The organism is Pseudonocardia sp. Ae717_Ps2, assembly GCF_001932475.1.
Lineage (GTDB): Bacteria > Actinomycetota > Actinomycetes > Mycobacteriales > Pseudonocardiaceae > Pseudonocardia.
Window position 1 is genome coordinate 1,295,909 of sequence record NZ_MCIS01000001.1, and the last position, 25,350, is coordinate 1,321,258.

General features: G+C 74.9%; 26 protein-coding genes. 16 read left to right on the forward strand and 10 right to left on the reverse strand.

The window, feature by feature from the left end; genetic code table 11:
- Nucleotides 1-3: 3 nt before the first annotated feature.
- Nucleotides 4-732 carry an alpha/beta hydrolase gene (locus Ae717Ps2_RS06275; RefSeq protein ID WP_020622016.1) on the reverse strand — a complete coding sequence of 243 codons (729 nt, stop codon included), beginning with the start codon at nucleotides 730-732 and terminating at the stop codon, nucleotides 4-6.
- A gap of 345 nt (nucleotides 733-1,077) precedes the next feature.
- Here Ae717Ps2_RS06275 and Ae717Ps2_RS06280 point away from each other — a divergent pair, with 345 nt between their 5' ends.
- Genes Ae717Ps2_RS06280 through Ae717Ps2_RS06290 form a run of 3 tightly spaced genes read left to right on the forward strand, consistent with a single transcriptional unit; the run spans nucleotide 1,078 to nucleotide 2,570 of the window.
- The gene (locus Ae717Ps2_RS06280; protein WP_170917089.1) at nucleotides 1,078-1,887 is read left to right on the forward strand and encodes a 1-acyl-sn-glycerol-3-phosphate acyltransferase; all 810 of its coding nucleotides are present in this window, start codon (nucleotides 1,078-1,080) and stop codon (nucleotides 1,885-1,887) included.
- Between the two features lie 40 nt (nucleotides 1,888-1,927).
- Nucleotides 1,928-2,161 (forward strand): AbrB/MazE/SpoVT family DNA-binding domain-containing protein, encoded by a 234-nt coding sequence (locus Ae717Ps2_RS06285; RefSeq protein ID WP_020622013.1) that lies wholly within the window; start codon nucleotides 1,928-1,930, stop codon nucleotides 2,159-2,161.
- Nucleotides 2,142-2,570: a type II toxin-antitoxin system VapC family toxin gene (locus tag Ae717Ps2_RS06290; RefSeq protein WP_020622012.1), complete on the forward strand. Its 429-nt coding sequence runs from the start codon at nucleotides 2,142-2,144 to the stop codon at nucleotides 2,568-2,570. The genes Ae717Ps2_RS06285 and Ae717Ps2_RS06290 overlap by 20 nt, the downstream gene beginning before the upstream one ends.
- A 4-nt stretch (nucleotides 2,571-2,574) precedes the next feature.
- Here the strand turns inward: Ae717Ps2_RS06290 and Ae717Ps2_RS06295 are convergent, their stop codons facing one another.
- A complete protein-coding gene (locus Ae717Ps2_RS06295; protein ID WP_075307565.1) occupies nucleotides 2,575-3,966 on the reverse strand; it encodes a mycothione reductase in 1,392 nt (463 codons plus the stop codon).
- Nucleotides 3,967-4,020: 54 nt separating this feature from the next.
- On the opposite strand from Ae717Ps2_RS06295, the gene Ae717Ps2_RS06300 reads away from it, so the two are divergent.
- Together Ae717Ps2_RS06300 and Ae717Ps2_RS38875 are read left to right on the forward strand one after the other, a co-directional pair.
- Nucleotides 4,021-4,488 (forward strand): GNAT family N-acetyltransferase, encoded by a 468-nt coding sequence (locus tag Ae717Ps2_RS06300; protein ID WP_075307563.1) that lies wholly within the window; start codon nucleotides 4,021-4,023, stop codon nucleotides 4,486-4,488.
- 177 nt (nucleotides 4,489-4,665) lie between these two features.
- Nucleotides 4,666-5,091 (forward strand): lipopolysaccharide assembly LapA domain-containing protein, encoded by a 426-nt coding sequence (locus tag Ae717Ps2_RS38875; RefSeq protein ID WP_083695713.1) that lies wholly within the window; start codon nucleotides 4,666-4,668, stop codon nucleotides 5,089-5,091.
- A gap of 46 nt (nucleotides 5,092-5,137) precedes the next feature.
- On the opposite strand, the gene Ae717Ps2_RS06310 is transcribed toward Ae717Ps2_RS38875, so the two are convergent.
- The 3 genes from Ae717Ps2_RS06310 to yaaA form a co-directional block, all read right to left on the reverse strand.
- The gene (locus tag Ae717Ps2_RS06310; protein ID WP_369804825.1) at nucleotides 5,138-6,967 is read right to left on the reverse strand and encodes a DEAD/DEAH box helicase; all 1,830 of its coding nucleotides are present in this window, start codon (nucleotides 6,965-6,967) and stop codon (nucleotides 5,138-5,140) included.
- Between the two features lie 259 nt (nucleotides 6,968-7,226).
- A complete protein-coding gene (locus tag Ae717Ps2_RS06315; RefSeq protein WP_083695715.1) occupies nucleotides 7,227-8,165 on the reverse strand; it encodes an RIO1 family regulatory kinase/ATPase in 939 nt (312 codons plus the stop codon).
- A 464-nt stretch (nucleotides 8,166-8,629) separates the two neighbouring features.
- Nucleotides 8,630-9,379, reverse strand: a complete 750-nt coding sequence (gene yaaA / locus Ae717Ps2_RS06320) for a peroxide stress protein YaaA (protein WP_075333128.1) — start codon at nucleotides 9,377-9,379, stop codon at nucleotides 8,630-8,632.
- 288 nt (nucleotides 9,380-9,667) lie between these two features.
- Between yaaA and Ae717Ps2_RS06330 the strand changes: the two genes are divergently transcribed.
- Both Ae717Ps2_RS06330 and Ae717Ps2_RS06335 read left to right on the forward strand, forming a co-directional pair.
- Entirely contained in the window at nucleotides 9,668-10,978 is a 1,311-nt protein-coding gene (locus Ae717Ps2_RS06330) for a bifunctional o-acetylhomoserine/o-acetylserine sulfhydrylase (RefSeq protein ID WP_020624377.1), read from the forward strand.
- Between the two features lie 25 nt (nucleotides 10,979-11,003).
- The gene (locus Ae717Ps2_RS06335) at nucleotides 11,004-12,140 is read left to right on the forward strand and encodes a homoserine O-acetyltransferase (protein WP_075312116.1); all 1,137 of its coding nucleotides are present in this window, start codon (nucleotides 11,004-11,006) and stop codon (nucleotides 12,138-12,140) included.
- Between the two features lie 55 nt (nucleotides 12,141-12,195).
- Here Ae717Ps2_RS06335 and Ae717Ps2_RS06340 read toward each other — a convergent pair whose 3' ends face one another.
- Nucleotides 12,196-12,618 carry a PPOX class F420-dependent oxidoreductase gene (locus Ae717Ps2_RS06340; protein ID WP_060711411.1) on the reverse strand — a complete coding sequence of 141 codons (423 nt, stop codon included), beginning with the start codon at nucleotides 12,616-12,618 and terminating at the stop codon, nucleotides 12,196-12,198.
- A 66-nt stretch (nucleotides 12,619-12,684) separates the two neighbouring features.
- Here Ae717Ps2_RS06340 and Ae717Ps2_RS06345 point away from each other — a divergent pair, with 66 nt between their 5' ends.
- Complete coding sequence (locus Ae717Ps2_RS06345) at nucleotides 12,685-14,430, forward strand: proline--tRNA ligase (protein ID WP_075333129.1); 1,746 nt, start codon at nucleotides 12,685-12,687, stop codon at nucleotides 14,428-14,430.
- Nucleotides 14,431-14,493: 63 nt separating this feature from the next.
- Here Ae717Ps2_RS06345 and Ae717Ps2_RS06350 read toward each other — a convergent pair whose 3' ends face one another.
- Nucleotides 14,494-15,207 (reverse strand): hypothetical protein, encoded by a 714-nt coding sequence (locus tag Ae717Ps2_RS06350; protein WP_075333130.1) that lies wholly within the window; start codon nucleotides 15,205-15,207, stop codon nucleotides 14,494-14,496.
- Between the two features lie 98 nt (nucleotides 15,208-15,305).
- A complete protein-coding gene (locus Ae717Ps2_RS06355; protein WP_075307553.1) occupies nucleotides 15,306-15,716 on the reverse strand; it encodes a secondary thiamine-phosphate synthase enzyme YjbQ in 411 nt (136 codons plus the stop codon).
- Nucleotides 15,717-15,754: 38 nt separating this feature from the next.
- Here Ae717Ps2_RS06355 and Ae717Ps2_RS06360 point away from each other — a divergent pair, with 38 nt between their 5' ends.
- Nucleotides 15,755-16,822 (forward strand): aminotransferase class V-fold PLP-dependent enzyme, encoded by a 1,068-nt coding sequence (locus tag Ae717Ps2_RS06360; protein ID WP_075307551.1) that lies wholly within the window; start codon nucleotides 15,755-15,757, stop codon nucleotides 16,820-16,822.
- A 22-nt stretch (nucleotides 16,823-16,844) separates the two neighbouring features.
- Here the strand turns inward: Ae717Ps2_RS06360 and Ae717Ps2_RS06365 are convergent, their stop codons facing one another.
- Nucleotides 16,845-17,327, reverse strand: coding sequence for a ferritin-like domain-containing protein (locus tag Ae717Ps2_RS06365; RefSeq protein WP_060711415.1), 483 nt, complete (start codon nucleotides 17,325-17,327; stop codon nucleotides 16,845-16,847).
- On the reverse strand, nucleotides 17,324-17,836 hold the full coding sequence (locus tag Ae717Ps2_RS35975) for a hypothetical protein (protein ID WP_139318778.1): 513 nt from the start codon (nucleotides 17,834-17,836) through the stop codon (nucleotides 17,324-17,326). Before Ae717Ps2_RS35975 ends, Ae717Ps2_RS06365 begins: the two co-directional genes overlap by 4 nt.
- A 377-nt stretch (nucleotides 17,837-18,213) precedes the next feature.
- Here Ae717Ps2_RS35975 and rimP point away from each other — a divergent pair, with 377 nt between their 5' ends.
- The 7 genes from rimP (at nucleotide 18,214) to Ae717Ps2_RS06410 (ending at nucleotide 25,271) form a co-directional block, all read left to right on the forward strand.
- Entirely contained in the window at nucleotides 18,214-18,858 is a 645-nt protein-coding gene (rimP, locus tag Ae717Ps2_RS06380) for a ribosome maturation factor RimP (protein ID WP_083702550.1), read from the forward strand.
- Entirely contained in the window at nucleotides 18,855-19,898 is a 1,044-nt protein-coding gene (gene nusA, locus Ae717Ps2_RS06385) for a transcription termination factor NusA (protein ID WP_020628120.1), read from the forward strand. Before rimP ends, nusA begins: the two co-directional genes overlap by 4 nt.
- 35 nt (nucleotides 19,899-19,933) lie before the next feature.
- Entirely contained in the window at nucleotides 19,934-20,320 is a 387-nt protein-coding gene (locus tag Ae717Ps2_RS06390) for a YlxR family protein (protein WP_083695718.1), read from the forward strand.
- 97 nt (nucleotides 20,321-20,417) lie between these two features.
- On the forward strand, nucleotides 20,418-23,384 hold the full coding sequence (infB, locus tag Ae717Ps2_RS06395; protein ID WP_075307545.1) for a translation initiation factor IF-2: 2,967 nt from the start codon (nucleotides 20,418-20,420) through the stop codon (nucleotides 23,382-23,384).
- Nucleotides 23,385-23,453: 69 nt separating this feature from the next.
- Complete coding sequence (locus Ae717Ps2_RS06400; RefSeq protein WP_075307543.1) at nucleotides 23,454-23,747, forward strand: DUF503 domain-containing protein; 294 nt, start codon at nucleotides 23,454-23,456, stop codon at nucleotides 23,745-23,747.
- A gap of 82 nt (nucleotides 23,748-23,829) precedes the next feature.
- Nucleotides 23,830-24,276: a 30S ribosome-binding factor RbfA gene (gene rbfA / locus Ae717Ps2_RS06405; protein ID WP_020623264.1), complete on the forward strand. Its 447-nt coding sequence runs from the start codon at nucleotides 23,830-23,832 to the stop codon at nucleotides 24,274-24,276.
- Nucleotides 24,273-25,271, forward strand: coding sequence for a bifunctional oligoribonuclease/PAP phosphatase NrnA (locus tag Ae717Ps2_RS06410; RefSeq protein ID WP_083695720.1), 999 nt, complete (start codon nucleotides 24,273-24,275; stop codon nucleotides 25,269-25,271). The genes rbfA and Ae717Ps2_RS06410 overlap by 4 nt, the downstream gene beginning before the upstream one ends.
- Nucleotides 25,272-25,350 lie beyond the last annotated feature (79 nt).

Below are 25,350 nucleotides of genomic sequence, written 5' to 3' on the forward strand. Positions count from 1 at the left end.
CACTCACCTGTGGACTCCTTCGAGCGCGACCCGCAGCCCGGCCGGGGCGGGTTCCGCCATGGCGTTCGAGATGACCGGGTCCCGGGGTTCGGCCCCGAGCTCGCCGAGTGCGAAACGTCGCACCAGGGAGGTCCAGTCACCGGCGCGGCGGAGCATGGGGTGGCCGTCGCCGAGGACGTCGAAGCGGGCGACCCGGTCGGTCACCGACCGGGCGTGCAGGGCGTAGGCGTAGGACGCGGCGGGGTCGGTCATCCGGTCCCGGTCCCCGTGCGCGATCAGCACCGCGCGCCCGGCGAGCTGCTCGACCGGGTCGGATCCCTCCAGCCAGGGGGCGAGCCCGCACACCGCGACGACACCGGGCGCGCCCGCCGCCCGCAGCACCGCACGGCCACCCATCGAGTGCCCGACGAGCACGATCGGACGCCCCGGGTAGCGGCGGGCGAGCTCGTGGACGGCCCACTCGGCGTCGCGGTAGGCGTCCATGGCCGGGCCGTTCCAGCCCCGCACCCGGTAGCGCAGCAGGTGCACCGCGACGCCCGAGCCCAGCTCGGTCCGGTGGCCGCGCCCGCCGCGCTCCAGGGAGTGCGCGAACGGCAGCATGCGCAGCAGCGCCAGCCCGCGCCGGGCGGGGGCGGTGGAGTGCGACTTCCCACCGTGGGCGACGAGCACCACACCGGCGGGGTCGGGGTGGCGGTCGCCGGCGTTCTCCAGCCACGGACTCGGATCGGGCACGGGGCGCCTCGCAGGGGACGGGGTGCACGGGGCACCGGGACGGTCTCGGCGCGTGTTCGTCCGGCGGCCCGGTGGTGGCCGGTCGGTGGGACCGTCCTCACATCGGGTCGGCCCGGACACGGCCCGCGGCCGGTGCGTACCCGTCGACCCTAGATCGGGCCCCGGTACCTTGCTCGTCGAGACATCTCGGCGCGCGGGCCGCTCGAACGAGTGAGGTGCACATCACCTCGGGTGGTCACGGCGTGGGTGGGTAGGACCACGGACGCACCCGGCCGCGGGAGGCGCGAAGATGTGCGTGCGCCCGGGAGCCGGGCGCCGCGGACGGGCGGGGAGAGGACGACGACGATGGGCGTGCCACCGGAGCTGACGGTGTGGCAGAAGGTCGTGGCGACGGTGCGACGCCGGCGTCGCGGGTCGGGTTTCTGGTTCGGCCTCGCGATCGCGGTGATCTGGCCGTTCGTCGTCTTCGGGACCCGGCTGGGCTGGCGCGGTGCGGAGCACCTGCCGCGCACCGGCGGCGCCCTGCTGGTCGGCAACCACGTCTCGTTCTCCGACCCGATCTTCGACATCGCCTTCGGCACCGCGCACGGCCGGATCCCGCGGTTCCTGGCCAAGGGCGAGCTGTGGTCGGTGCCGGTGGTCAAGTGGGTGCTCGGCCACGGCGGGCACATTCCGGTGTACCGGTCGTCGAAGCGGGCGTCGGAGTCGTTCACCGGCTCGATCGACGCCCTGGAGCGCGGGGAGATCGTCGCGATCTACCCGGAGGGCACCTACACCCGTGACCCCGAGCACTGGCCGATGAAGCCGAAGAACGGCGTCGCCCGGATCGCGCTGCGCTCCGGCGTCCCGGTGATCCCGATGGCGAACTGGGGCACCCAGGACTTCCTGCCCGCCGACGGGAAGCCGGCGCCGTTCCCGCGCAAGCGCGTCACGGTCGCGCTCGGCCCGCCGGTGGACCTCTCGGAGTTCGTCGGGAAGCCGCTGACGAAGACCACCCTCGACGCGGCCACCGCGAAGATCATGGACGCGGTGACCGGGCTGCTGGAGGAGCTGCGCGGGGAGACCCGCCCGGCGACGCCCTACGACCCGCAGGCTCGGCCGCGTCCGGAATCACCGGGCGAGCCGGCGGACCCGGCGCAGCGGGCGGCGTCCTGACCCGGCCCCGCGGGTGGCATCTCGTTGGTAGCCTGATGGTATGAAGGCCTCCATCGACAATGCCGGGCGTCTGGTGATCCCGAAGCAGCTGCGGGACCGCCTCGGCCTGGTCCCGGGCGAGGTGGATGTCGAGGCCGACGGTGCGGACCTGAGGGTCCGTCCGGTCGCGCAGGACACCCTGGCGGAGGAGGACGGCTGGCTCCTGGTCCCGTCGTCGGGAACTCCTCTCACCGACGACGACGTGCAGCAGCTCCGTGACGCCGACCAGCGCTGACCCGCAGCTGCTCGTCGACACCAGTGTCGCGGTGGCGCTCAGTACCGCCGACCACGAGGCACGGGCGGCATGCCGATCCGTCGTCGAGGGACGACGGATCGGCCTGTCCGGTCACGCGGCGTTCGAGACGTTCTCGGTGCTCACCCGGCTCCCGGCGCCGAGCCGCCGCACCGTCGCCGCGGTCGCGACGCTGATCCGGCACAACTTCCCGCACACGGTCTTCCTGTCGCCCGCCGCGTCCGCGGAGCTGCTCGACCGGCTGGCGGGCACGGGGGTCTCCGGCGGGTCGGTCTACGACGCCCTGGTCGGTGGCTGCGCCGCGTACGCCGGGGTTCCCCTCGTGACCCGTGATCGTCGTGCGCTCGGCACCTACCGGGTGCTCGACGTCGACGTCGTCCTGGTGACCTGAGCCGTCAGATCTCCAGCCCCAGAAGGGCGTTCTCGATGACCTCGGGCAGCGCCGGGTGGATCCAGTACTGGCCGGTCGCGATCTCGGTGACGGTCTGGCCGAAGGCCATCGCCTGGATCAGCTGCTGGACCAGCGTCGATGCCTGCGGCCCGAGCAGGTGGGCGCCCAGCAGCCTGCCGGTGCCCTTCTCCGCGATCAGCTTGCAGATGCCGGTGCGGTCCTCCATGGCCCAGCCGTAGGCGACGTCGCCGACGTTCTGCACCTTGACCGCGATGTCGAACCCGGCGTCGCGGGCCTCGGCCTCGGTCAGGCCGACCGAGGCGATCTGCGGCTCGGTGAACACCGCGGCCGGGACGAGGTCGTGGTTGGTGGTGCGCAGGTCGTCCGGGTGCGCCAGGTTGTGACCGACGATCTTGGCCTCGTGGTTGGCCACGTGCTTGAGCTGGTGCGGGGAGCTCACGTCGCCCAGCGCCCACACCCCCGGGGCGGAGACGCTGCGCTGGTACTCGTCGACGGCGACCCGGCCGTCGGCGTGCACGGTCACGCCACCGCGGTCCAGATCCATCCGGTCGCCGTTGGGCACCCGGCCGGTGGCGACGAGCAGCGTGTCGGCGACGACGGTGGAGCCGTCGTCGAGGGTGATCTCGACCTCGCCGGGGCCACCGCTGCCGTCGCCGGACAGCGCGGTGACCTGGCGTCCCAGCCGGCAGTCCCAGCGGGCGGTGGCGATCTCGGTGAACCGGTCGGACAGCGTGTGGTCGAGGTGGCGCAGCAGCTTCGGCCCGCGGGCGATCACGGTGACCTCGGCGCCGAGCGCGGAGAACACGTGCGCGAACTCCGACGCGATGTAACCGCCGCCCAGGATGGCGAGCCGGCGCGGCACGTCGTCGACACGCATCACGGTGTCGGAGGTCTCGAACGGCACACCGGCCTCGGCGACCAGCGGCGGGATGCTCGGCCGCGACCCGGCGGCGATGACGATCCGGTCGCCGCTGACCGTGACGGTGCCGGAGCCGTCGGTGCGCTCGATGCCCAGCTCGCGCTCGCCGGTGAAGCGGGCGTGCCCGAAGTACACGGTGACGTTGGGGCTGCGGTCCACCCGGTAGGAGCGTCCGCCCTCGGAGATCGGGTCGATCCGCCCGAACACCCGGTCCCGGATGTCGGTCCAGCGGATCTTGTCGACGGTGCCGTCGACGCCGTAGGTGTGCGCGTGCCGGATGGTCTCGGCGACGTCCGCGGCGTAGACGTACATCTTCGTCGGGATGCAGCCGACGTTCAGGCAGGTCCCGCCGAACACCCCGTGCTCGACGAGCGCGACGTCGAGCCCGGCGAAGCGTTCGTCGAGGAAGGTGTTTCCGGAACCGGTGCCGATGACGACCAGATCATGGTGGGCCACGTCGCGAGGCTAACCGCTTCCGCGGGTCGGCGGCGTTCTGGTACCCCTCTGGAGATGACCGTCCCCACACCGGCCGCGGCGGCGGCCCCCACCCTGCACCGCGCCTGGGCCGCCGACCTCGACCCGGCCACGCTGTACGCGCTCCTCGCGCTGCGCACCGCGATCTTCGTCGTCGAGCAGGAGTGCCCCTACCAGGAGCTCGACGGGCGTGACCTCGAACCACGGACCCGGCACCACTGGCTGGCCGAGGGCGCGACGGTGGTCGCGACCCTGCGGCTGCTGGCCGAGCCCGGCGGGGTCATGCGGATCGGCCGGGTGTGCACCCGGGCCGAGGCGCGCGGGCGCGGGCTGGGGCACCGGCTGATGGACTCGGCGCTCGCCGAGGTCGGCGACCGCCCCTGCGTGCTCGACGCCCAAGAGGTCCAGCAGGTGTTCTACGCCCGGCACGGTTTCGTGCCGGCGGGGGAGCGGTTCGTCGAGGACGGCATCCCGCACGTCCCGATGGAGCGCCGTCGCTCCTGAGCGGGGCCCGGCCCGCGGCCCGTGTGCGCAGGTCCGGCGGGGACCGTGCGGCGCACGACCGGACGAGGGGCGTGCTCCGCGCGTCGCCGTCGCCGGGGCGCCGAGTGCGCGATACTCCCGCGCGTGCTCCGACCGAGGGTGCACGAGCGGACACGCTGGGAGAGGAAGGCGGAACGGATGAGCGAGGACCGACGGGGCGGCGACTCCCCGGCCTGGGGGCGGGTCGGACCGGCGGACCCGACGGCGGACCCGGCGACCCATCCGGCGCTGCGCACGCCCGACCCCACGGCCGAGCAGCCGACCGTGGCGGTGCCGGTGGAGGGCGGACCGGACTCCGAGGCCACCACCGAGAAGCGCGCGATCCCGCACACCCGCGCCGGCGGGCTGTGGGCCGCACTGATCCTCTCGGCGGTCGTGCTGATCTTCCTGCTGGTGTTCATCCTGCAGAACACCGAGCCGGTCGCGATCACCTTCCTGTGGATGACCGGGACCCTGCCGACCGGGGTGGCGCTGCTGTTCGCCGCGATCGCCGGGATCCTGCTGGTCGCCGTGCCCGGGACGGGCCGGATCCTGCAGCTGCGCCGGCAGGCGCGGCGGGGCTGACCCGCACGGGTCGCGGCCGGGTGAGGCGGCCGCGACCCGGGGGAGGTCAGCGCCGGCGGCGCGGCCGGTCGGAGCGCGCGGCCCCGCCCGCGGCCGGGCGACGGCGCGGGGTGGGCTTCGGCGGCTTGGCGACGATGATCGGCTCGCCGGATGGCTCCTGCGCACCGGTCACACGGACCAGGTCCGGGTGCCCCGGACGGACCGTCGAGACCTCCGTGGAGACCCCGGCCTGGCGGGTGAGCAGGTCCACCTCGGCTCGCTGCTCGGGCATCGCCAGCGTCACCACGACGCCGTCCTCCCCGGCCCGGGCGGTACGCCCGGCACGGTGCAGGTAGGCCTTGGGGTCGGCGGGCGGGTCGACGTGCACGACGAGCCCGACGTCGTCGATGTGGATGCCGCGGGCCGCGACGTCGGTCGCGACGAGGACCGGCACCGCGCCGGAGCGGAAGTCGTCGAGCGCGCGGTTGCGCTGGCTCTGCGAGCGGCCACCGTGCAGCGGCCCGGCGGCGACGCCCTCGCGACGCAGCACCCGCACCATCCGGTCGGCGCCGTGCTTGGTGCGCACGAACAGGATCGTCCGGCCCTCCCGGGCGGCGATCTCGGCGACGACGCGGGGCCGGTCGTCGCGGTCGACGACGAGCACGTGGTGCTCCATCGTCGCGACGCTGCCGGTCGGCGGGGCGACCGAGCGGGTCACCGGGTCGGTGAGGTGGCGCCGGACCAGGGTGTCGACGTCGCCGTCGAGGGTCGCGGAGAACAGCAGACGCTGCCCGTCGGCCGGGGTGCGGTCGAGGATCGCGCGGACCTGGGGCAGGAAGCCCATGTCGGCCATGCGGTCGGCCTCGTCCAGCGCGGTGATCGTGACCTCGGACAGGTCACAGGTGCGCTGCTGGAGGTGGTCGGACAGCCGGCCCGGGGTGGCGACCAGCAGGTCGATCCCGCGCCTGAGCTCGGCGACCTGCTTGTTCATCGACATCCCGCCGACGATGTCGGTCACCCGCAGGTCGACCGCCTTCGCCAGGGGCTTCAGTACCTCGACGACCTGGGTGGCGAGCTCGCGGGTCGGGACCAGCACCAGACCGCGCGGAGCGGTGGGGCGGGAGCGCTCCCCGGCCAGGCGGGCCAGCAGCGCGAGCCCGAAGGCGAGGGTCTTGCCGGACCCGGTCTGGCCGCGTCCGAGCAGGTCACGCCCGGCGAGGGTGTCGGGCAGCGTGGCCGCCTGCACCGGGAACGGGGCGGTGAAACCCTGCTCGGCCAGCGCCGTGGTCAGCCGCTCGGGCAGGCCCAGCGCGGCGAACGACGGCATGCCGTCCTCGGGCTCGACCCACTGCGGCTCCGGCTCGGCCTTCGGCGCGGCGACGGCGGCGCGGGCCGCGGCCGGACGGGACGCGGCGCCGCCATTGCCACCGCCACCGCCGCCGCGGCGTCCGCGGCGGGAGGCCGGACGGTCGCCGTTGCGCTGGGAGGACCGGGCGGGCCCGCGGTCGACGCGGCTGCCGTCCTGCAGGTGCTCGCGGCGCTCGGCGCGGTTGCCGGTGCCGCCGTCGCCGGAGCGCTCGCCCCGGGCGGTGCGCTCGCCGCGGGGAGCGCCGGAGCGCTCACCGCGGGCGGGGCCGCCGGTACGGGCGCCCCGGGCCGGACGTGCGGCGTCGCGGCGGTCGTCGTCCCGGGCGGGACGGTCGCGGCGGTCCTCGCCACGGAACTCGCCGCGGGTCTCGCTGCGGAACTCGGTGCGGCGGTCGTCGCGTCGGGTCGACCCGCGCTGGGCGCCGCCGTCTGCGGACGGCCCGGACGGGCGGGTGGCCCGCCGACGGGCGGGACGGTCGGTGGCGGTGCCGGCGTCGGACGACGGCGGGCGGAACTGCGGCCTGGTCAAGACAGGTCTCCTCGAGAACGTGGCACGTCCTGCGGAGACCTCGGGGGAGGTGTGCTCGGCCGACGGGCCCGGGCGCGGCAGGTGCGTCGTCGCGGTGCGCGCTCCGTGATGGAAGGGCTCGGCCCGGTGACAGAATGCCCGGGCGCTCGTCGATCGACACTACGCCCCGCGCCCGGCCCGGACGACGGCGGGACCTCCTCCGCCCGCCGGGATGCCGCCCGTGGTGTCCGGGCCGCACCCCGGCGACCGGGGTCGACCGTCAGCCGATCCGGGAGCGTTCCCGCAGGTCCGACAGCAGGTCGGCGGGGGCGGCCGGGTCCAGCCCGTGCGCGACGAACCACTCGCCGATGCGTCGCACGTCACGGTCGAGGAACTCCGGTCCCTGCGGGTTCCCGACGACGTCGACCACCTGCGGCAGGTCGATCAGCACCGCCCTGCCGCGGTGGACGAGCACGTTGTAGGCCGACAGGTCGCCGTGCGCCCACCCGAGATCGGCGAGCACCCCGAGGGCGTCGACGAGGTCGCCCCACAGCGCGGCCAGCTCGTCGGGGTCCGGGCGCAGCGCGGCGAGCCGGGGCGCGGCGCGCCCGTCGGCGGTGCCGAGGAACTCCAGCAGCACCTCGGTCCCGTCGACCGAGACGGGGTAGGGCACCGGCGCCCCCGCGCCGTGCAGCCGGGCGAGCGCGGCGAACTCCGCCGCCGCCCACTGCCCGGCGATGAGGTCGCGGCCCAGCACGGTGCGCCGCGCCATCGCGCGGGTCTCCCGGGAGCGCCGGACGCGGCGCCCCTCCAGGTAGCCGGCGTCGCGGTGGAACATGCGGTGTGCGGGGTCGCGGTAGCGCTTGGCGGCGAGCAGCACCCCGTCGTGGCCGGGGAGGCCGCGTTCGACGAGGTGCACGTCGGCCTCCTTGCCGGTCTTGAGCACCCCGCGCTCGTGGTCGACGGCGCCGGCGTCGGTCACCAGCCAGCCGGGGCGGGGGTGCGGACCGCGGGACCCGGCGGGCAGCCCGGTCCAGGTGGACCAGCGGTCGGCACCGCCGGGGATCTCGGCGGTGTCGGGGTCGTGCCCGGCACGGCCGTCCAGGTCGAGCGCGGCGGTGTCGGCGCGGCCGGGACGGGGGCGGGGCTCGTCGTCGTCATTGTGGTCGTCGAAGCGGCGGCGACGGCGGACGGGATCGGGACGGTCGGAGGAGTACACGTGCGGCTCCGGAGGCAGCGAGGGGTGCCGCGCGGAGCCGGTCCTCAGGGACCGGTCGTGCCGCGCGACGGGGACGGTGCGGTGGGGCGCGCGTTGCGCACCCGGACACGACGGACGGCCATCGGTACGCACCTCCCCGCTCGCACCGCGCGGTCCTGCCGCGCCACCGGTCCCTCCGGCCGGTCGTGACCCTGCCGGACGCCGCCCCGGCCCGCCACGGGTTTTCCGGGGTCCTCCGCGCCGCCGGCCGACGGCGGCCGCCACGCGTGCCGGCCGGGCCCGGCCGCACCGTCACGACCGCACCGTCACGGCCGCACCGTCACGGCCGGGCCGGCACGACAGCGCTGCCCGCGGTCACGACCGGGCCGTCACGACCGGGACCGTCACGACCGGGACCGGCACGACCGGGACCGGCACGACCGAGGGCCGGCACGGCGGGCGTGTCCCCGGCTCCGGGGCCGGGGTCAGGCCGGGATGACGAGATCGAGGTGGTTGCCGTCGCGTTCCACCAGGTGCCCCGCCCGCCGCGCGATCCGGGCCACCGCGCCGGCGTCGGCCGGCTCGGCCCGCGAGGTCGCCAGCAGCCGCGCCAGGCCGCCCTTGTGCGACTTGTTGTGGTGGCTGACCACCGAGCGCGACCCGTCCGGGCGCTGGGCCAGCACGTTCACCGTGACCGCGCCGGGGACCGTGCCGAGCGCGGCGTAGCCGCCCGAGCGCAGGTCGACGACGAGCTCGCCGTCGGCGATGCGCGCCAGCAGCGGGTCGAGCGCCGGGCGCCAGCGCGCCGCGAGCGTGCCGGAACCGGGCAGCTTCGAGCCCGCCGAGAGCCGGTAGGGCGGGATCGGGTCGTCGGCGGAGAGGAGCCCGAACAGCGCCGAGCACACGGCGAGCCGGGACCGGGCGCGGTCCCGGGTGGCGCGGGTGAAGGACCCGGCGTCGAGGGCGTCGTAGAGCACCCCGGTGTAGCGGTCCAGCGCCGGGAGGGTCGGGTTCGTGCGCAGCGCGGCGTTGCGGTCGATCTCGGCGTCCTGGCGCTGGGAGACCCCGAGCGCGGCACGCGCGGCCGGACGGTCGCCGGCCAGTGCGACGAGTTCGTCGCAGAGCTCCGTGCGGACGGGGCCGAGGTCGGCGTCGTGGGAGAGCGCGGTGAGGTCGAGCGGCGGGCCGTCGCCGCCGTCACGCTTGGTCTCCGAGGGCGGCAGCAGGACGAGCACGGCGCCACAGAGTAGTGATCACCGCGGACGGCCGTTGTGCCCGCCGGGGGACCGCACTACGTTCGGGTGTGTGACCTGCCTGGTGGCGCGCATCCACGTCGACTGCATGCGGATCACGAGCGCGTCCTGTCGCCCCTGTCGCTGACCCGCGCTCGTCCGAGGGCCCACGTACGCGTCCGCCCCGCCACAGTCCTGTAGCTACCCCTGTAGCCGCCGCGATCGACCGACCCGGGCACGGCCCGCCTCGGCACGCTCACACCGGCGGTCGACCCGAAGAGGAGTCCCACCGTGACCGACCCCGACATCACCGCCAACTGGTCGTTCGAGACCAAGCAGGTGCACGCCGGCGCCGCACCCGACCCGACCACCAACGCCCGGGCGACGCCGATCTACCAGACGACGTCCTACGTCTTCCGCGACACCGACCACGCCGCGAACCTGTTCGGGCTCGCCGAGTTCGGCAACATCTACACGCGGATCATGAACCCCACCCAGGACGTGCTGGAGCAGCGCGTCGCCGCGCTGGAGGGCGGGGCCGCGGCCCTGGCCGTCGCGTCCGGGCAGGCCGCGCAGGCACTGGCGATCCAGAACATCGCCGAGGCCGGGGACCACATCGTCTCCAGCGCCTCGCTCTACGGCGGCACCTACAACCAGTTCCACTACACCTTCCCGAAGCTGGGCATCGAGGTCACCTTCGTCGACGACCCGGACGACCTGGAGGAGTGGAAGGCCGCGATCCGGCCGAACACCAAGGCCCTCTACGGCGAGACGCTGGGCAACCCGCGCGGCAACATCCTCGACATCGCGGCCGTCGCCGGCGTCGCGCACTCCGCCGGGGTCCCGCTGATCGTCGACAACACCGTCCCGACCCCGTACCTGGTGCGGCCGATCGAGCACGGCGCCGACATCGTCGTCGAGTCCCTGACCAAGTTCCTCGGCGGCCACGGCACCTCGGTCGGCGGCATCATCGTCGACTCCGGGAAGTTCGACTGGGTCGCCAACAAGGACCGGTTCCCGGGCCTGACCAGCCCCGACCCGAGCTACCACGGCGCGGTGTTCACCGACGCCGTCGGCCCGATCGCCTACATCATCAAGGCCCGCGTGCAGCTGCTGCGCGACCTCGGCCCGGCGATCTCCCCGCAGAACGCGTTCCTGATCCTGCAGGGCATCGAGACGCTGTCGCTGCGCATCGACCGGCACAACCAGAACGCCCAGGCGCTGGCCGAGTGGCTGGAGGGTCGCGACGAGGTGGAGAAGGTCCACTACGCGGGCCTCCCGTCGAGCCCGTGGCACGAGCTGCAGAAGAAGTACCTGCCCAAGGGCGGCGGCGCGATCGTGGCGTTCGAGCTGCAGGGCGGGGTCGAGGCGGGCAAGAAGTTCGTCAACGCCCTCGAGCTGCACAGCCACCTCGCCAACATCGGCGACGTGCGCAGCCTGGTCATCCACCCGGCGTCGACCACGCACAGCCAGCTGTCGGCCGAGGAGCAGATCGCGTCCGGGGTCACCCCGGGCCTGGTCCGGCTCTCGGTCGGTCTGGAGGGCATCGAGGACCTCAAGGCCGACCTCGACGCCGGGTTCCGCGCCGCGAAGGGCGCATGAGCGCGGATCTGATTACCTGGTGTCCGTGAACGACATCGAGCCCCCTCCCGCCAGCGGTGCCTGGCGGGAGGGGGACGACCCCGGCCGCCGCCGGTTCCTCGACCTGCCGGCGCCGCTGAAGCTGGCGGCCGGCGGGGAGCTCCCCGGTGTACGACTGGCCTACGAGACCTGGGGCGAGCTCGCGCCGGACGGCTCCAACGCCGTCCTGGTTCTGCACGCCCTCACCGGCGACGCGCACCTGGAGGGCCCGGCCGGCCCCGGGCACCCGACGCCGGGCTGGTGGCCCGGGCTGATCGAGCCGGGCGGCCCGCTGGACCCGGCGCGCTGGTTCGTCGTGGCGCCGAACGCGGTCGGCGGCTGCCAGGGCAGCACCGGTCCGGCGTCGCGGGCCCCGGACGGCCGGACCTGGGGCAGCCGGTTCCCGACGGTCACCGTGCGGGACACCGTCGCCGCCGAGCAGTACCTGGCCGACGCGCTCGGCATCGACGCGTTCGCCTGCGTGATCGGCGGCTCGATGGGGTCCATGCGCTCCCTGGAGTGGGCGGCGACCGAGCCCGACCGGGTACGGCGGCTGTTCCTGCTCGCCGGGCCCGCGGCGTCGTCGGCGGACCAGATCGGCTGGGCGAGCCCGCAGATCCAGGCCATCACCTCCGACCCGCACTGGCACGGCGGCGACTACCACGACACGCCCGAGGGGCCGTGGCGCGGACTGGGCGTCGCCCGGCGGATCGCGCACCTGTCGTACCGGTCGGGCGTCGAGCTGGCGACCCGCTTCGGCCGGGACCCGCAGCCGGGTGAGGATCCGCTCGACGGCGGCCGCTACGCCGTGGAGTCCTACCTGGACCACCACGCGGACAAGCTGGTGCACCGCTTCGACGCCGCGTCCTACGTGCGGCTGACCCAGGCGATGAACCACCACGACGTGGGACGCGACCGGGGCGGGGTGGCGTCGGCGCTGTCGCGGGTGAGCGCCCGCACCTACGTCGCCGGTGTCACCTCCGACCGGCTGTACCCGCTCGCCGAGCAGCAGGAGCTGGCCGACGGGATCCCGCGCGCCGACCCGCTGAAGGTGATCGACTCCCCGTACGGGCACGACGGGTTCCTGGTGGAGACCCCGACGGTCGCCCGGATGCTCGGCGAGCTGCTGGACGAGGCGGTCTGAGCCGCTCGGGCCGGGGCGCGCGGGCCCACCCGTGCACCCCTGCCCGACGTGGGGCTCAGCCCAGGTTCTCGCCGTAGACGCGCTGCACCCGCATCGTCATCAGCACCCGCCGGTCCCGGACCATGACCTCGCGGTACTCGTCCCAGTCCGGGTGCTCCCCGGCGGCGGCCCGGTACCAGTCGACCAGTGCCTGCACGGCCGGTCCGTCGGGCGAGTCGTCGGGGCCGACGAGCTCGACCGGGCCCTCGGCCGTCGCCCACGAGCGGCCGTCGGCGCTCTCGACCGACAGCGCCGCCCGCGGGTCCCGCCGCAGGTTCGCGGTCTTCGCGCGCCCCTCGGTCATCGACACCTGCACCGTGCCCGCCGCCCGGTCGTAGTACGGCGTCACCGGCGACAGCTGGGGCATGCCACTGCGCTTGATCGTCGCGAGGACGCCCTGGCGTGCCCCCGCGAGCAGCTCGTGCTGTTCGTCTCCCATGCCCCGAGTCTGCCCGCTCCGGAACCGGGATGAGGAGCTCCGGGGTCCCTCGCTACCCTTCTGCAGGTGTTGACCCGGATGTCGTCGCTGTTCCTGCGCACCCTGCGTGAGGACCCGGCCGACGCGGAGGTGCCCAGCCACAAGCTGCTGGTCCGCGCCGGCTACGTCCGTCGCGTGGCCCCGGGCGTGTACTCCTGGCTCCCACTCGGCCTCACGGTGCTCCGCCGCATCGAGAACGTGGTGCGCGAGGAGATGAACGCCATGGGCGCCCAGGAGATCCAGTTCCCGGCGCTGCTGCCGCGCGAGCCCTACGAGGCGACGAACCGGTGGACCGAGTACGGCCCCAACCTGTTCCGCCTGCAGGACCGCAAGGGCGGTGACTACCTGCTCGGCCCGACCCACGAGGAGCTGTTCACCCTCACGGTCAAGGGCGAGTACTCGTCCTACAAGGACTACCCGGTCATCCTCTACCAGATCCAGAACAAGTACCGCGACGAGGAGCGGCCCCGCGCGGGGATCCTGCGCGGCCGCGAGTTCCTCATGAAGGACTCCTACTCGTTCGACCTCACCGACGAGGGCCTGTCCGAGTCCTACCGCAAGCACCGCGACGCCTACGTCAAGATCTTCGACCGGCTCGGGCTGCGCTACGTGATCGTGTCCGCGACCTCGGGCGCGATGGGCGGCTCGGCGTCGGAGGAGTTCCTGGCCGAGTCCGAGACCGGCGAGGACACCTTCGTCCGCGGCCCCGGCGGCTACGCGGCCAACGTCGAGGCCGTCACCACGCCCGCGCCCCCGGCGATCCCGCTCGAGGGGCTGCCCGCCGCGCAGGTGCACCACACCCCGGACACCCCGACCATCGCGTCGCTGGTGGACTTCCTCAACGCCAACACCGAGCGCACCTTCACCGCGGCCGACACGCTCAAGAACGTGCTGGTCAAGACACGGCAGCCGGGCGCGACCGAGTGGGAGCTGCTGGGGATCGGCGTTCCCGGGGACCGCGAGGTCGACATGAAGCGCATCGAGGCGTCGCTGGAGCCGGCCCAGGTCGAGCTGCTCGACGAGGCCGACTTCGCCCGGAACGCCTTCCTCGTCAAGGGCTACATCGGCCCGGGCGCGCTGGCCACGAACGGCGTCCGCTACCTCGTGGACCCGCGCGTCGTGACCGGCACCGCCTGGGTGACCGGCGCGGACAAGGCCGACCACCACGTCGTCGACCTCGTCGCGGGCCGGGACTTCACCCCGGACGGCACGATCGAGGCCGCCGAGGTCCGCGCCGGGGACCCGTCCCCGGACGGCACCGGGGTGCTGGAGGCCGCCCGCGGCATCGAGATCGGGCACATCTTCCAGCTCGGCCGCAAGTACGCCGACGCCTTCTCCCTCGACGCGCTCGGCCCGGACTCCAAGCCGGTCCGGATCACGATGGGCTCCTACGGCATCGGCGTCTCCCGGCTGGTCGCCGCGATCGCCGAGCAGTCCCACGACGACTCCGGCCTGGTGTGGCCGCGCTCGGTCGCGCCGTTCGACGTGCACGTCGTCGTCGCGGGCAAGTCCGCGGAGCTGCTGGAGGGCGGCGAGGCCGTCGCCGCCGAGCTGGAGGCCCAGGGCCTGTCGGTCGTCCTCGACGACCGCAAGGCGAGCCCCGGCGTGAAGTTCGCTGACGCCGAGCTGATCGGGGTCCCGACGATCGTCGTCGTCGGGCGGGGGCTCGCGGAGGGGAAGCTGGAACTCAAGGACCGGGCCACCGGCGAGCGGAGCGAGATCGACCGCGCCGGCGCCGCGGAGCTGGTCGCCGGGATCGTCCGCGGGGCCTGAGCCGCACCGCCGCCGCACGGAGCGGGTCCCTCGCCGGAGGGGCGCGCTCCGTGCGTTCCGGGGTCAGCCGGGGCGGACCGCCGAGGCGGCCAGGTCGGTGAGCGCGGAGCGGGGCACCGCGTCGCCGGGGCCGCCGCCCACGTCCGCCGCGACCACCAGCATCGCGACACCGACCGAGCCGTCGCGGGCCTGGGTCCGCGGCACCGCGAGCACCCCGACCGCGCCGTCGGTGCGCACGGTGGCCTCCACCCAGGTCCCCGGCTCGTCGTCGCCCGGGCGTGGCCCGGGCGGCCCGACCGCCACCTGCGGGGCCGAGCCGGCGTAGGCGGACTCCCCGGCGCCGCGGGCGAAGGCCTGCGCGGCCTGCTCGACGCTCGTCCCGGCCGGGACGGCGACGAGCGCCGCGGCGGCGACCCCGCGCGGTGCGGCGCCGACGGGGCAGTCGCCCGCGGCGAAGGGCGGGGCCTCGGCGAGCCGGGCGAACGGCACCCCGAAAACCTCCAGCGCGGGCGCCCCGGGTGCCGGAGCGGTCCATCCCGGCGGGGGCGTGACCGCGAACGCGGCGGGCTCCACGGCCGGGGGCGGGGCGGGCGCAGGGACGGCCGGGGTGGCCGGGCGGATGCCACCGAGCCCGGCCGCCGCGCCTGCCACGACCAGCACGGCGACGGCGGCGGCCAACGCGGGACGCAGCCGTCGCCCGGAACCGGGGGAGGGCCCGCCCTGCCGCGACGACATCGCGGCAGCCGGGCGGTCGGTCGTCGTCCGGCCGGAGGTCACCGGCGCAGCGTACGGCGCTGTCGTCCGACCCCGGCGCGGCGTTCCGACGGGCGGCGGGCCGCGGTCGCCCGGCGGTCCTGAGCAGGTGCCGCGGGGCCTCAGCCCGGCAGCAACGTCAGCCGCACCGACCGCGTCGGGTTGTCCACGTTGGTGTCGACCAGGCAGATCGACTGCCAGGTCCCCAGCGCGGGCCGGCCGTCGATCACCGGGACCGTCGTCGACGGCGGCACGAACGCGGGCAGCACGTGGTCGCGACCGTGCCCGGCGCTGCCGTGCCGGTGCCGCCAGCGGTCGTCGGCGGGCAGCAGCTCGCGCAGCTGCGCGAGCAGGTCGGAGTCGCTGCCCGCCCCGGTCTCGATGACCGCGATCCCGGCCGTCGCGTGCGGCACGAAGACGTTGAGCAGGCCGTCGTCGGCACCGCAGTCGGACAGGAAGCGTTCGATCCGGTGCGTCAGGTCCACGACCGTCTCCTCGGAACCGGTCCGGATCTCGATTAGCTCGCTGTACACACCCCGAGACAGTAGGACCGTCGGTACGGTCGGGCAGCGTGGACGACTCGGTCACCTTTGCCGGATGGGAACTGCCACACCGGCCCGGCTACCTGAACACCGCGAGCATCGGCATCCCGCCGCGACGGGCGTCGGCGGTGGTCGCCGACGTCGTGGCGCGGTGGGCCGTCGGCGGGACCTCGCCGAAGGACTTCGACGACGCCGTCGAGACGGCCCGTGCCGGGTTCGCCGCGATCACCGGGGTGCCGGCCGCCGACGTCGCACAGGGCGCCACGACGTCCGGTCTCATCGGTCCGCTCGCCGCGTCGGTGCCCGAGGGCACCCGGGTGCTCGTCGCCCGGGGCGAGTTCTCCTCGGTGACCCGGCCGTTCGCGGTGCAGGCCCACCGCGGGGTCCGGGTGACCGAGGTGCCGCTCGCCGAGCTGGCGGCACACGCCGCCGACCACGACCTCGTCGCGGTGTCGGTGGTGCAGTCCTCCGACGGCGCGATCGCCGACGTCGACGCGCTGCTCGCCGCCCGCGCCCGCAGCGGCGTGCGGCTGCTGTTCGACGTCACCCAGGCCGCCGGATGGCTCCCGCTGCGCATGCACGACGCCGACGCCGTCGTCGGGTCGGGGTACAAGTGGCTGCTCGCGCCGCGCGGCACCGCCTGGCTGGCCCGGCGGCCGTCCTGGGTCGACGGACCGCCCACCGGGGCGCGCTGGCCGGAGCCCACCCCGCACTCCGCGGGCTGGTACGGCACCCGGGACCGCTGGGGTGGTGGGCTCTACACCCCGGACCCGCCCGCACGGCCCGGACCGGCCGGGGGCGAGGAGGCCCCCGTCTGGTTCGCCCATGCCGGCGCCGCGGTGACGCTGCCGTGGCTGGCCTCGCTCGACCCCGAGGCACTGCGCGCGCACTGCGTCGGCCTCGCCGACGGCCTGCGCGAGCGCCTCGGGATGCCACCCGCCGGGTCGGCCATCGTGTCGGTGCGCGCCGAGGGTGCGGCCGACCGGCTGGCCGCGGCCGGGATCACCGCCGCCGTACGCGACGGAGCCGCCCGGCTGGCGTTCCACCTGTCGACCACCCTCGACGACGTCGAGGCGGCCGCCGCCGCGCTCCGTTGAGCGTTGCCGAGCGGCGCGCCCCTCAGCTCCGGCCGGGGAACACCGGCACGACGGGGGACCGCTCGGTGACCCCGCGCCAGTACGCGAGCCGGCCGGTGCACTCGACCATCGCCTTCAGCCCGGCCTCGCGCAGCGGGACCGACGACGACCGCTCGGTCACCGACCGCCACGCGGCGATCGCGTCGGTCTCGGCCGACACCAGCAGCGCCCCGGCCGACACGCCGTCGACGACGGGCTGCGGGGCCGCGTACGCCGGCTGCGCCGAGACCGGCCGCTGCCCGATGTCGGACAGGGTCTGGGTGATCTGGCCGCGCAGGGTGGTGTGGGCCTCGATGTCGCCGCGGGCCCGGGTCGCCCACTCCGGCGGGATGAACGCGAGCGCCATCTTGTACGCCCACAGGGCCGCGTGCTCGCAGGCGAGCGCCCGCTGCAGCGCGTCGACGGTGACCTGGGGGACCTGGGGCTCGTCGTCGGAGGACTGCCGCGGCAGCGGACCCGCGCTCATGCCGGGGCCCCGGTGAGGATCGCCGCGTAGGTGGCGCAGCAGGCGGCGACCTCGGCGACCAGCCCCACCTGCAGCGCCGAGGCGCGGGGGACGACCTCGCCCGCGCTGCGGGCCGACCCGGCGACGGCGTCGCGCACCGCGGCGAGGTCACCCGACGGTGGCGTCGCGGGGGAGGCGATCTGGCCCGGGGTGCGCCCGCCCGCCTGGTCCAGCGCGGCGGCGTGCTCCATCCGGGCCGCGCGCAGCGGCTCCAGCCGGCCCGCGAGCGACGGGTCGCCGGTCACCGCGGCGACGATCAGCGCGGCGTCGGAGCGGGCGGCGTCGGCGAGCGCGAGCAGGGCGTCCGAGGCGTCCTGGGTGCGTGTGGTCGCGCGGGAGCAGCCCGCCAGCGGCACCGTCGCGGCCACCGCGGCCGCGGTCACCAGCACCTGGCGTCGGGTCGGGCGGACACGGCGGGGGCCGGTCACCGACGACGGGACCGGCGACGACGGCGGCCCGGTCGGTGACATCCGGGGGGACACCCCGGGTGACACCCGGGACGACACGGATGGCTGGCGGTCGTTCACGTCGGGTCATGCTGCCAGCACGCGCCGGGCCGCGCGGCACCGACCGTGCCCGCACGGGCCGCGGACGACCGCCCGCCGGCGGGCCACCGACCGTCGGCCCGCCGGGCGGACGCGCTAGGCTCGTCGGCCGTCCCCACCGTCACCGGCACCGCTCGGTCCCGTCCGGACGCGTCGCGGTGTGCGGCGCCGCTGTCGGATGCCGTCCGCGAGCGTCCGACGTGCCCGCCCACCGGCGGTCGCGACACCACGATCGACCCCAACCGGAGCCCTGCCGACCGGTCGTCACCCCGGCAGGCCCCCCACACGAGGAGAGTCACCCGATGCGCAGTCCGGACCCCGCACAGCTGGCAGACCAGCTGCGCGGCGTGCTCGAGCCGGTGGTCCACGGGGCCGGGCTGGAGATCGACGCCGTGGAGGTCCGCTCCGCCGGGCGACGGCACTCGGTCAAGCTCGTCGTCGACCTGCCCGAGTCCTCGCCCGAGACCGGCATCGACCTCGACGTCATCGCCCGGCTCAGCCGTTCCGCGGCCGCCGAGCTGGACCCGCACGAGCACCTCATCGAGGGTTCGTACACGCTCGAGGTGACCTCGCCCGGGATCGACCGGCCGCTCACCGAGCCCCGGCACTGGCGGCGGGCCTACCTGCGCCTGGCGCGGCTCACGCTGACCGACGGCTCCGTCGTCGACGCCCGGGTCGGCCGGCTCGACGGCGACACGGTCGCCGTCGCGGTCCCCGGCCGGAAGTCCCCGGAGCGGCGCGACATCCCGCTCGCGGAGATCCGCCACGCCCAGGTGCAGGTCGAGTTCAAGCCCGCCCCGCCCGCGGAGACCGCACTGCTCGACCCGGACGCGCTGTCCGGCAGCACCGACGGGGCCGACGGGGCCCCCACGAACCACGACGGCCCTGACGGCCCTGACGGCCCTGACGGCCCTGAGGGCACTGCCCGCGACGAGGAGAACCGGTGAACGTCGACATCCCCGCGCTGCGCGCGATCGAGCGGGACAAGGAGATCCCGTTCGAGACGGTCCTCTCGGCCATCGAGACGGCGCTGCTCACCGCCTACAAGCACACCGACGGTCACCACCCGGACGCCCGCGTCGACATCGACCGCAAGAGCGGTGTGGTGCGGGTCATGGTCCGCGACGCCGCCGACGCGTCCGAGGACGGCACCCCCGGCCCGGAGTTCGACGACACCCCGGACGGCTTCGGCCGGATCGCGGCGACGACCGCCCGCCAGGTCATCCTGCAGCGGCTGCGCGACGCCGAGCACGAGCGCACCTACGGCGAGTTCTCCACCAAGGAGGGCGAGGTCGTCGCCGGCATCGTTCAGCGCGACGCGCGCGCCAACGCCCGCGGCGTCGTCGTGGTCGAGCTCTCCGGCGGCACCGAGGCCGTGCTGCCCGCCGCCGAGCAGGTGCCGGGCGAGGTCTACAAGCACGGCGACCGGATCCGCTGCTTCGTCATCGGTGTGAACCGCGGCCCGCGGGGCACCTCGATCACGCTCTCGCGGACCCACCCGAACCTGGTGCGCAAGCTGTTCGCCCTGGAGGTGCCCGAGATCGTCGACGGTTCCGTCGAGATCGTGTCGGTGGCCCGTGAGGCGGGGTTCCGCTCCAAGATCGCGGTGCGCTCGACCCGCTCCGGGCTCAACGCCAAGGGTGCCTGCATCGGTCCGATGGGCGCCCGGGTGCGCGGCGTGATGGGGGAGCTGGCCGGTGAGAAGATCGACATCATCGACTGGTCCGAGGACCCGGCCGAGTTCGTCGGGAACGCGCTCTCGCCGTCGAAGGTGGTGTCGGTGACGGTGCTCGACGAGCGCGCCCGGATCGCCCGCGTCGTCGTGCCGGACTTCCAGCTGTCGCTGGCGATCGGCAAGGAGGGGCAGAACGCCCGTCTGGCCGCCCGGCTCACCGGCTGGAAGATCGACATCCGCAGTGACGCCGACCCGCGCGACCCGGTCACGCCCGACGGCGGGCCGGCCGACCCCGCCGGAGAGCCGTCCTGACCGACGGAGATCAACAGCAGGGGTCGGGCGAGGGAATGCCCGACGACCGCCCTGCGCTACACTCGTCATCGGCCCGCGGTCGCGGACCGTCGCCCACGCACACCCGGTCGGTTCCGATCCGGACCTGTGTGGGGTGCCGGACCCGGGAACGGGCCGACGTACTGTTGCGGGTGGTCGTGGAGAACGGACGTTGCATTCCGGATCCGCGCCGCCGTCTCCCCGGACGGGGTGCCTGGTTGCACCTCTCGACGGGGTGCCTGGACAAGGCCGAGCGACGCTCGGCGTTCGCCCGGGCGTTACGCGTCCGTTCGGCACCGGACGTCACCGCCGTCAGGCGGTGGCTGCAGGAGTCGCACGACCCGCTGGGGCTCGGGAACCTCTCGGACCCGTCATCGGAAGAAAGCAAGGTCGACCAGTCATGAGCCAGCAGTGAAGATCGCACCATGAACGTGCTTCGACACTAGGTTCGAGGTCGAGCGGGATGCTGCCGCCCGGCCTCCGGTCAGGATGAGGAGAGCAGTGGCAGGCAAGGCCCGCGTGCACGAGCTCGCGAAAGAGCTCGGAATCAGCAGTAAGCAGGTCCTCAGCAAGCTGCAGGACCTCGGGGAGTACGTGAAGTCCCCCTCCTCCACCGTGGAGGCCCCGGTCGTGCGCAAGCTGCGCGACGCGATGGCCTCCGGTGGTGGCCCCGCCGGCGGCCAGCGCCGCGGTTCCGGCGCGCCCGGTGGCGGTCGTCCGCGTGCCGGTGGCTCCGGCGCCCCGTCGCCGTCGCGCCCGACCCCGGGTGCGGCCCCCAAGCCCGGCCCGCGTCCGGGTCCGCCGGCCCCCGCGACACCCACCCCGGGTGCCCCGTCGCCGTCGCAGCCCGCGGCGCGCACCGACGCCCCGAAGCCGGGACCGGCCGCGCCCAAGCCCGGCCCGCAGGCCCCGGCGGCTCCGGTTGCCCCGGCCGCCCAGACTCCCGCCGCGGCCGCCGAGGCCCCGGCCGCGCCGAAGCCCGCCTCGACCCCCCGTCCCGGTCAGGGCCAGGGCGGCCAGGGCGGTGGCGCCCCGCGTCCCTCGGGTCAGCCCGGTGAGCGTGGTGCCCGTCCGGGCCCGCGCCAGCCGCGCGTCGGCAACAACCCGTTCGGCGTCGGCCAGGGTTCGCCCAAGCCGGGCCCGCGTCCCGGTGCGCCGCAGCCCCAGCAGGGCGGTGGCCAGCAGGGCGGCCGTCCCGAGGCTCCCGCCGCGCGTTCCGGTGAGGCCCCGCCGCGTCCGCCCCGTCCGGGCGGCGCTCCGGGTGCGGGCGGTCCCCGTCCGAACCCGGGCAACATGCCTCCGCGGCCGAACCCGGGCATGATGCCCGCGCGTCCGGCTGCCGGTCGCCCCGGAGCCGGTGCCGGTGGCCGTGGTGGCCCCGGCGGCGGTCGTGGTGGCCCCGGTGCCGGTCGTGGTGGCCCCGGTGGCGGTCGTCCCGGTGGCGGTGGCGGCGGTTTCCGTCCCGGTGGTGGCGGTCCCGGTGGTCCGCCCCCGGCCGGTGGTGGATTCCGCGGTCGTCCCGGTGGTGGCGGTGCGCGTGGTCACGGCGGTGCCGCGGGTGCGTTCGGCCGTCCCGGCGGTCCGGCCCGCAAGGGTCGCAAGTCGAAGCGGCAGAAGCGCCAGGAGTACGACGCCATGGCCGCGCCCTCGGTGGGCGGCGTCCGCCTGCCCAAGGGCAACGGCGAGACGATCCGGCTGCCGCGTGGCGCGTCGCTGACCGACTTCGCCGAGAAGATCAACGCCAACCCGGCCTCGCTGGTACAGGTGTTGTTCCACCTCGGTGAGATGGTCACGGCCACCGCGTCGGTCTCGGACGAGGTCCTGGAGCTGCTCGGCCAGGAGATGAACTACCGCGTGCAGGTCGTCTCCCCCGAGGAGGAGGACCGTGCGCTGCTGGAGTCGTTCGACATCGAGTTCGGTGACCCGGGCGACGAGGACGCGCTCGAGGCCCGTCCGCCGGTCGTGACCGTCATGGGTCACGTCGACCACGGTAAGACGCGGCTGCTGGACACGGTCCGCAAGGCGAACGTCCGCGAGGGCGAGGCCGGCGGCATCACCCAGCACATCGGCGCCTACCAGGTCGCGGCCGAGCTCGAGGGCGAGGAGCGGCTCATCACGTTCATCGACACCCCGGGTCACGAGGCGTTCACCGCCATGCGTGCCCGTGGTGCGAAGTCCACCGACATCGCGGTCATCGTGGTGGCGGCGGACGACGGCGTGATGCCGCAGACCGTCGAGTCGATCAACCACGCCCAGGCGGCCGGTCTGCCGATCGTCGTCGCGGTCAACAAGATCGACGTCGAGGGTGCGAACCCGCAGAAGATCCGTCAGCAGCTCACCGAGTACAACCTGGTGGCCGAGGAGTACGGCGGCGACACCATGTTCGTCGACATCTCCGCGAAGCAGGGCACCAACATCGAGGCCCTGCTCGAGGCGATCCTGCTGACCGCCGACGCGGCGCTCGACCTGCGGGCCAACCCCGAGATGGAGGCGCAGGGCGTCACCATCGAGGGTCACCTGGACCGCGGTCGCGGCCCGGTGGCCACCGTGCTGGTCCAGCGCGGAACGCTCCGGGTCGGCGACTCGGTCGTGGCCGGCGACGCCTCCGGGCGTGTCCGGCGCATGGTCGACGAGCACGGCCAGGACGTCACCGAGGCGCTCCCGTCGCGCCCGGTGCAGGTCATCGGTCTGACGTCGGTGCCGGGTGCGGGCGACACGTTCCTCGTCGTGGACGAGGACCGGGTGGCCCGCCAGATCGCCGACCGGCGCCGCGCCCGCGAGCGCAACGCCGAGCTGGCGAGCCGTCGCAAGCGCGTCAGCCTGGAGGACCTGGACGCCGCGCTGAAGGAGACCAACACCCTCAACCTGATCATCAAGGGTGACAACTCGGGCACCGTCGAGGCGCTCGAGGAAGCCCTGATGAAGCTGGACGTGGGTGAGGAGGTCGAGCTGCGGGTCATCCACCGCGGCGTCGGCGGCATCACCGAGGGCGACATCAACCTCGCCATCGCGGACAACGTCATCGTCATGGGCTTCAACGTCCGTGCCGAGGGCAAGGCCACCGAGCTGGCCAACCGCGAGGGCGTCGAGATCCGCTACTACTCGGTGATCTACCAGGCGATCGACGAGATCGAGGCAGCCCTCAAGGGCATGCTCAAGCCGGAGTACGAGGAGGTCGAGCTGGGCCGCGCCGAGGTCCGCGACGTCTTCAAGTCCTCGAAGTTCGGCACGATCGCCGGTTGCCTGGTGATGAGTGGGGAGATCCGCCGGAACGCCCGGGCGCGCCTGCTGCGCGACTCGAAGGTGATCCACGAGAACCTCCCGATCTCGTCGCTGCGCCGGTTCAAGGACGACGTGGTCGAGGTCCGCGAGGGCTTCGAGTGCGGTCTGACGCTCGGTACCTACAGCGACATCAAGGTCGACGACGTCATCGAGACGTTCGAGATGCGGGAGAAGCCGCGCGACTAGCGGTTGACGAACGCGCTCCGACGGGGCGGCCGGTCACCGGCCGCCCCGTCGGCGTCAGTGGAGGTGTGTGTGTACGTCGGCTCCCTGGAGTGTGACGTCCTGCTCGGCGACGTCCGGTCGCTCAAGCAGAAGCGGTCGATGGTCCGTCCGCTGCTCGCCGAGCTGCGCCGGTTCGAGGTGGCTGCCGCCGAGGCCGGCCACCTGGACCTGCACCGGCGCGCGCTGATCGGGGTGAGCTGTGTGGCCGCCGACACGGGCCACGTGCACGCCCTGCTGGAGCGGTGCGAGCGACTCGTCGCCGCCCGTCCCGAGCTGGAGCTGCTGTCCGCGCGGACACGGCTGTTCGGCCCGGACGACGACTGACCGCCGCCCCGCTCGGGCGCGGCGCAACCCCGCGACCCGTGCCTAGACTCGGGCTCGCACGACCCGGTGGAAGGAGCAGGACATGGTCGACCAGGCCCGCGCCCGCAAGCTCGCGAAGCGGATCTCGCAGATCGTCGCGGAGGCCCTCGAGCACGAGGTGAAGGACCCGCGGCTGGCGATGGTGACGATCACCGACACCCGTGTCACCGGGGACCTGCGCGAGGCGACCGTGTTCTACACGGTCATGGGTGCCTCGCTGGAAGAGGAGCCGGACACCGCGGGCGCCGCCGCGGCGCTGCAGAGCGCGAGCGGAGTGCTCCGCAGCCGGGTGGGGCAGCAGACCGGGGTGCGGCACACGCCGAGCCTCGCGTTCGTGCTGGACGCGGTGCCGGACACGGCCCGCCGGATGGAGGAGCTGCTGGCGCGCACCCGCGCCTCCGACGAGGAGGTGGCCCGGCTGGCGGCCACGGCGTCCCCGGCGGGGGACCCGGATCCGTACAAGGCGCCGCGGGAGACCGACGACGAGTGACCGGCGTCGTGCACGAGACCGTCCCGGGCCCCGGTCCGGTCGATCCGGCCGGGGCCGCGGCAATCCTGCGCCGGGCCCGTGACGTGCTCGTGGTCGGGCACGTCCGGCCCGACGCGGACGCCGCGGGCAGCGCCCTGGCCCTGGCCACGGCGCTGCACCGCGCGGGCACCCCGGTCACCGTGTCGTTCGGTGGGCCGGACCAGGTGCCGGCCGCGCTGGTCGACAGCCTCGATCCCCACGGGCTCGTCGTCGCCTCGGTGGACGCGCCGCGCTCGCCGGACCTGCTGGTCTGCTGCGACATCTCCGCGGCCCGTCGGCTCGGGGACCTGGAGCCGGTGTTGGACACGGCCGGGTCGTCGCTGGCGGTGGACCACCACGCGTCGTTCGCGGCGTTCACGGACCGGTACCTCGTCGACCCGGGGGCCCCGGCGACGGTGACGCTCGTCCGGGAGGTGCTCGCCGAGCTGGGCACCCCGTTGGACGCGGTCCTCGCCCGGTCGCTGTTCGCGGGGCTCTACACCGACACAGGCGGTTTCCGGCGCGGCGGTTCGGACGCGCTCCGGCTGGGCGCCGAGCTCGTCGACGCCGGCGTCGAGCCCGCCCCGCTGCTGCGGGACATCGGGGGACCGGTGCCGTTCGCGTGGCTCGCGGCGCAGGCCACGGTGCTGGCCGGGGCCCATCGCGAACCGGGCGTCGCCGCCGGGGCGGACCTGGTGTGGGCCGCCGTCGACGTGGCGACCGCGGCCCGGTTCCGGGACCGCACGGTGACGCTGGTCGGGTCGCTGCAGGCCGCGGCCGGGGGCGGGGTCGCGGCGTTGCTGACCGAGACGGCGCCGGGTGAGTGGTCGGTGTCGCTGCGCGGCAGCGGTTCCCCGGACCTGTCCCGGGTGGCGACGGCGCTCGGTGGCGGTGGGCACGCCGGTGCGGCCGGGTTCGAGCGCGCCGGCACCCGCGACGGCATCCTGGCGCTGCTGCGTGCGGAGCTGGCCCGCTGAGAACGCCCGGTTGACCGGGTTCATCCCGGGTACACGGCCCCGACATCACGACCGGGTACACCTCGGGGCGGTCCGGCGT

Bases quoted from the DNA above. Each gene is read 5' to 3' on its own strand.
- Ae717Ps2_RS06280 (WP_170917089.1), top strand. From the start codon at position 1,078: ATGGGCGTGCCACCGGAGCTGACGGTGTGGCAGAAGGTCGTGGCGACG.
- Ae717Ps2_RS06285 (WP_020622013.1), top strand. From the start codon at position 1,928: ATGAAGGCCTCCATCGACAATGCCGGGCGTCTGGTGATCCCGAAGCAG.
- Ae717Ps2_RS06300 (WP_075307563.1), top strand. From the start codon at position 4,021: ATGACCGTCCCCACACCGGCCGCGGCGGCGGCCCCCACCCTGCACCGC.
- Ae717Ps2_RS38875 (WP_083695713.1), top strand. From the start codon at position 4,666: ATGAGCGAGGACCGACGGGGCGGCGACTCCCCGGCCTGGGGGCGGGTC.
- Ae717Ps2_RS06340 (WP_060711411.1), bottom strand. From the start codon at position 12,618: ATGGGAGACGAACAGCACGAGCTGCTCGCGGGGGCACGCCAGGGCGTC.
- Ae717Ps2_RS06365 (WP_060711415.1), bottom strand. From the start codon at position 17,327: ATGAGCGCGGGTCCGCTGCCGCGGCAGTCCTCCGACGACGAGCCCCAG.
- Ae717Ps2_RS35975 (WP_139318778.1), bottom strand. From the start codon at position 17,836: ATGTCACCGACCGGGCCGCCGTCGTCGCCGGTCCCGTCGTCGGTGACC.
- rimP (WP_083702550.1), top strand. From the start codon at position 18,214: ATGCGCAGTCCGGACCCCGCACAGCTGGCAGACCAGCTGCGCGGCGTG.
- Ae717Ps2_RS06390 (WP_083695718.1), top strand. From the start codon at position 19,934: ATGCCCGACGACCGCCCTGCGCTACACTCGTCATCGGCCCGCGGTCGC.
- rbfA (WP_020623264.1), top strand. From the start codon at position 23,830: ATGGTCGACCAGGCCCGCGCCCGCAAGCTCGCGAAGCGGATCTCGCAG.